Annotated in this window: 3 protein-coding genes; 1 reads left to right on the top strand and 2 read right to left on the bottom strand. The window is 74.7% G+C overall.

The window, feature by feature from the left end:
- Nucleotides 1-67: 67 nt before the first annotated feature.
- Both E0D90_RS24430 and otnK read right to left on the bottom strand, forming a co-directional pair.
- Nucleotides 68-763: a class II aldolase/adducin family protein gene (locus tag E0D90_RS24430; protein WP_130800120.1), complete on the bottom strand. Its 696-nt coding sequence runs from the start codon at nucleotides 761-763 to the stop codon at nucleotides 68-70.
- Nucleotides 764-944: 181 nt separating this feature from the next.
- On the bottom strand, nucleotides 945-2,210 hold the full coding sequence (gene otnK, locus E0D90_RS24425; protein WP_130800121.1) for a 3-oxo-tetronate kinase: 1,266 nt from the start codon (nucleotides 2,208-2,210) through the stop codon (nucleotides 945-947).
- 188 nt (nucleotides 2,211-2,398) lie between these two features.
- Here otnK and E0D90_RS24420 point away from each other — a divergent pair, with 188 nt between their 5' ends.
- Complete coding sequence (locus tag E0D90_RS24420; RefSeq protein WP_130800119.1) at nucleotides 2,399-3,793, top strand: homoserine dehydrogenase; 1,395 nt, start codon at nucleotides 2,399-2,401, stop codon at nucleotides 3,791-3,793.
- The last annotated feature ends 43 nt before the right edge of the window (nucleotides 3,794-3,836 follow it).

The following is a 3,836-nucleotide window of genomic DNA, read 5'->3' as shown; positions in this document are numbered from 1 at the left end:
GGCCGGGCCCGGGGGTGGCGGGGGCCCGGCCCGGTTCGGGGTGGACGCCGGTGGCGGTGGTGCGGCGCTACGCGGGAGCGGGCGCCGCTCCGGCACCGGCGTGGGCGTCCCAGTGGGTGCCGTAGCGGCGGGCGAGGACGTCGGCCTCCTCGGCGGTGAGCAGCCGGGGGGTGCGGCCGTTCAGCAGGAGCAGCAGCCTGCTGGTCTCCTCCAACTCGATCGCGGCGTCGGTGGCGGCGGCCATGTCGGCGCCGCTGGTCACCGGGCCGTGGTTCTGGAGCAGCGCCGCGCGGAACGGGAAGTCGAGGTCGACGAGGCCCGCGGCCTGGTCGGCGTCGCCCGGCTGGGCGTAGGGCACCAGCGGGGTCTGGCCGACGCGCATCACGAAGTACGGGGTCAGCGGCGGCACGGCGCTGCGCGGGGACCACGCGGGCAGGCAGGAGTAGGCGGCGGCGTGGGCGCTGTGCAGATGGACGACGGCGGTCGCGGTGGGGTCGCGGTGGTAGAGCGCCAGGTGCAGCGGGAACTCCTTGGAGGGCCGGGGGCCGTCCAGGTGGGCGCGTTCGAGGGGCGTGCGCACGTCTGCCTCGGCGTCCAGGACGGCGAGGCCGTCCGGGTCCAGCTCGTCGAGCCGGGTGCCGGTGGGGGTGATGTAGACGCGGTCGCCGACGCGCACGCTGAGGTTGCCCGACGCGCCCGGACTCAGCCCGGCGGCGGTCAGCTCACGTCCCGCCGCCACGAGGTCGGTGCGTGGGTCGCTCATATCTGGGCTCCTTGCCTGATGGTCTCCGCCGTGCGGCGGGTCAGTCGCTGGGGGGAGGTGCCGTGCGGGCGTCGTGCGGGGCGGTCCTGGCGCGGGGCGGCACGCTCCTGGCGCGGGGCGGGGCGGCCGTGCCGCGCTACGGCGTCCCTCCCGCCGCGGCCGGGGGCCGCCGGGCTGGATCTCACCGCAGGGCCTGCCAGCCCGCGGTGAAGATGTCGGGGCGGCCGAAGTTGCCCGACTTCAGGGCCAGGTTGTAGCCGTTGCCGTCGGCGGCGGTGCCGTGTGCCCAGGAGACGCCGGGGGCGAGGGCGGGGCCGAGTTCCAGGCGGGCGACGTCCAGGGCCTGCACCACGCTGCCGGAGGTCTCGCCGCCGGCCACCAGGAACTGGCGGGCCCCGGCGGCGGCGAAGGCGGTGGCGCAGCCCGCGAGGGCCTCCTCGACCAGCTCACCGGCGGGGCGGCCGCCGGCGGGTGGGGCGGGCTCGATGTCGTCCAGGGAGTCCACGGCGTAGACCAGGACGGCGGTGCCTGGCGTGGCCGACCACTGCTCACGGGCCCAGGCGGTGATCCGTCCGACCTCGGCCGGGAGGTCGGCGCGCAGCGCGGCCAGGTCCAGCTTGTGGGTGGGGAGCGTCGCGCGGGCGTCGGCGATCTGGCCGCGGGTCGCGGAGGAGGCGCTGCCCGCCAGGACCGCGCGGTGGCCCTCGGCGACGGGCATGGCCGCGGTGGCGGGGGCGTCGGTCTCCGGGAGGCCGAGGGCGAGGCCGGAGCCCCCGGTGACCAGCGGGTGGTCGGCGGTGGCCTCGGCGATGATCCGCAGGTCGCTCTCGTCCACGGCGTCGAGGACGACGTAGACGCGCTCTCCGGCGCGGCGCAGCCCGTCCAGTTCCGCGCGCAGGGCGTCGGCGCCGCGCCGCACGGTCTGCAGCGGCAGGGAGAGGACGCGGTGGCCGGTCTGCGGGGTGAGCAGTTCGGTGACGTCGGAGCGGGTCATCGGGGTCAGCGGGTGGTGCCGCATGGAGCTGTCGCTCAGCAGCTGGCGGCCGACGAAGAGGTGGCCCTGGTAGACGGTGCGGCCGGTGGCGGGGAAGGACGGCACGACGACGGCGAGGTCGGTATCGAGCTCGGCCATGAGCGCGTCGGCGATCGGCCCGATGTTGCCGGCCGGGGTGGAGTCGAAGGTGGAGCAGTACTTGTCGTAGACGCGCTCGCAGCCCAGTCGGCGCAGGGCGCGCAGCGCCTCGACCGACTCGGCGACGGCCTCGGCGACCGGGGCGGTGCGGGACTTCAGCGCGACGACGACGGCGTCCATGTCACGCAGCCCCTCCAGCTGTTCGTCGGTGGGGACGCCCAGGGTCACGCTGGTCCGCAGCCCGCGCGCCACCCAGTTGGTGGCGAGATCGGTGGCCCCGGTGAAGTCGTCGGCCACGCCGCCCCATCTGACCATTGCTGCCGCCATCCGTTGTCACCGTCCGTTACGCCGTTGGTACGTATCCCGATGATCGGCGCGCACCCTACCGAGCCGATCTGTGAATTTATGTTACTACAGTTGACGCTCATGTTAATTGACGTTACGTTCGCGCTCCAAGAGGCGGGAACACCCGGGTCACCCGCAGAGCTCCAGGAGGGCACCGCATGAACGCCCAGCAGGCCGGCTCCCAGCCGGACCACCGCACCGTCACCTACGCCCTGACCGGCGCCTGCGGCGGTTTCGCCCGCACGCTGCTGGCCCAGACGCGGCTGATGGACAACCTGCGTGCGGCGGTCCTCTGCGACCTCGACACCGACGGTGTCCACCGCATGTGCGCCGAACTGGGATACGCCGCCGACGAGCTGGTCACCGTCGGTGACGCCCGGGAGCTGGCGGCCGTGGTCGCCGAGGGGCGCACCGCCGTCGTCGCCGACACCGCGCTGCTCGCCGAGGGCGGCTTCGACATCCTGGTCGAGGCCACCGGCAGCCCCGCCGTGGGCTACCGCGCGGCGCTCCAGGCACTGACCGGCGGCCGGCACGTCGCGATGGTCAGCAAGGAGGTCGACTCCGTCTCCGGCGTGCGGCTGGCCGCCGTCGCCGCCGAGCACGGCGTCGTCTACACCACCGCCACCGGCGACCAGCCCGCCAACCTGATCCAGTGGTTCGACTGGGCGCGGGGACTGGGGCTGTCGATCGTCGCCATCGGCAAGTCCGGCGAGTACGACCTGATCTACGACCCGGAGGACGCCACCGTCACCCAGCTCGGCGAGACCGTGAAGGCACCGGAGCTGGGCGCGCTGCTCAAGCTCGGCACCGACGTGCGCGAGACGCTCGCGGCCCGCGCCGAGGCGGTCGCCTCCCTCAAGCGCAGCGCGGCCGCCGACTACTGCGAGATGGCCGTGGTCGCCACCTCCACCGGCTTCACCGCCGATGTGGAGGCCATGCACTACCCGGTGGCCCGCGTCGCCGAACTGGCCGATGTCTACGCCCTGCGCGAGCACGGCGGCGTCTCCACCCGGGACGGCATCGTCGACGTCTTCTCGGTGCTGCGCCTGCCCGAGGAGGCCAGCTTCGCCGGTGGCGTCTTCGCGGTGGTCCGCACCCACGACCCCGTCACCTGGCAGACGCTGGCCCAGAAGGGACACGTCGTCAGCCGCGACGGCCGCTACGCCTGCCTGTACCTGCCGTACCACCTGATGGGCGTGGAGACCCCCACCACGCTCCTCGACGCGGTCCTGCGCGGCGTACCCGCCGGCTCACCCGCGCCGCGCCAGCACGTCGTCCTCGGCGGACGCGCCACCCGCGACCTCGCCGCCGGCACCGTCCTGACCATGGGCGGCCACCACCACGAGGTGGAGGGCGTCGCCCCCGTCCTGCTCGACACCGACGACGCGCCCGAGGACGCCGCGCCGCTGTACCTGGCCGCGCACGCCACCCTCACCCGGGACGTGGCCGCCGGTTCGCTGCTGACCGTCGCCGACCTCACCGGCCACGACACCGAGCTCCTGGCGGCGTGGAACGCCGGCCGGGCCCTCCCGCGCGGCGGTGCTGCGGCCTGACCTCCTTAACGCACCGCTCCCCCACGCTCGACCCTCCCCACTC

Source organism: Streptomyces otsuchiensis, from assembly GCF_004305975.1.
Taxonomy (GTDB): domain Bacteria; phylum Actinomycetota; class Actinomycetes; order Streptomycetales; family Streptomycetaceae; genus Streptomyces; species Streptomyces otsuchiensis.
Note: the sequence above shows the minus strand (reverse complement) of the source record. Positions and strands in the feature narration are given on the sequence as shown.

Coding starts and splice junctions, on each gene's coding strand:
- otnK (WP_130800121.1), bottom strand. CDS start 2,210: ATGGTCAGATGGGGCGGCGTGGCCGACGACTTCACCGGGGCCACCGAT.
- E0D90_RS24430 (WP_130800120.1), bottom strand. CDS start 763: ATGAGCGACCCACGCACCGACCTCGTGGCGGCGGGACGTGAGCTGACC.
- E0D90_RS24420 (WP_130800119.1), top strand. CDS start 2,399: ATGAACGCCCAGCAGGCCGGCTCCCAGCCGGACCACCGCACCGTCACC.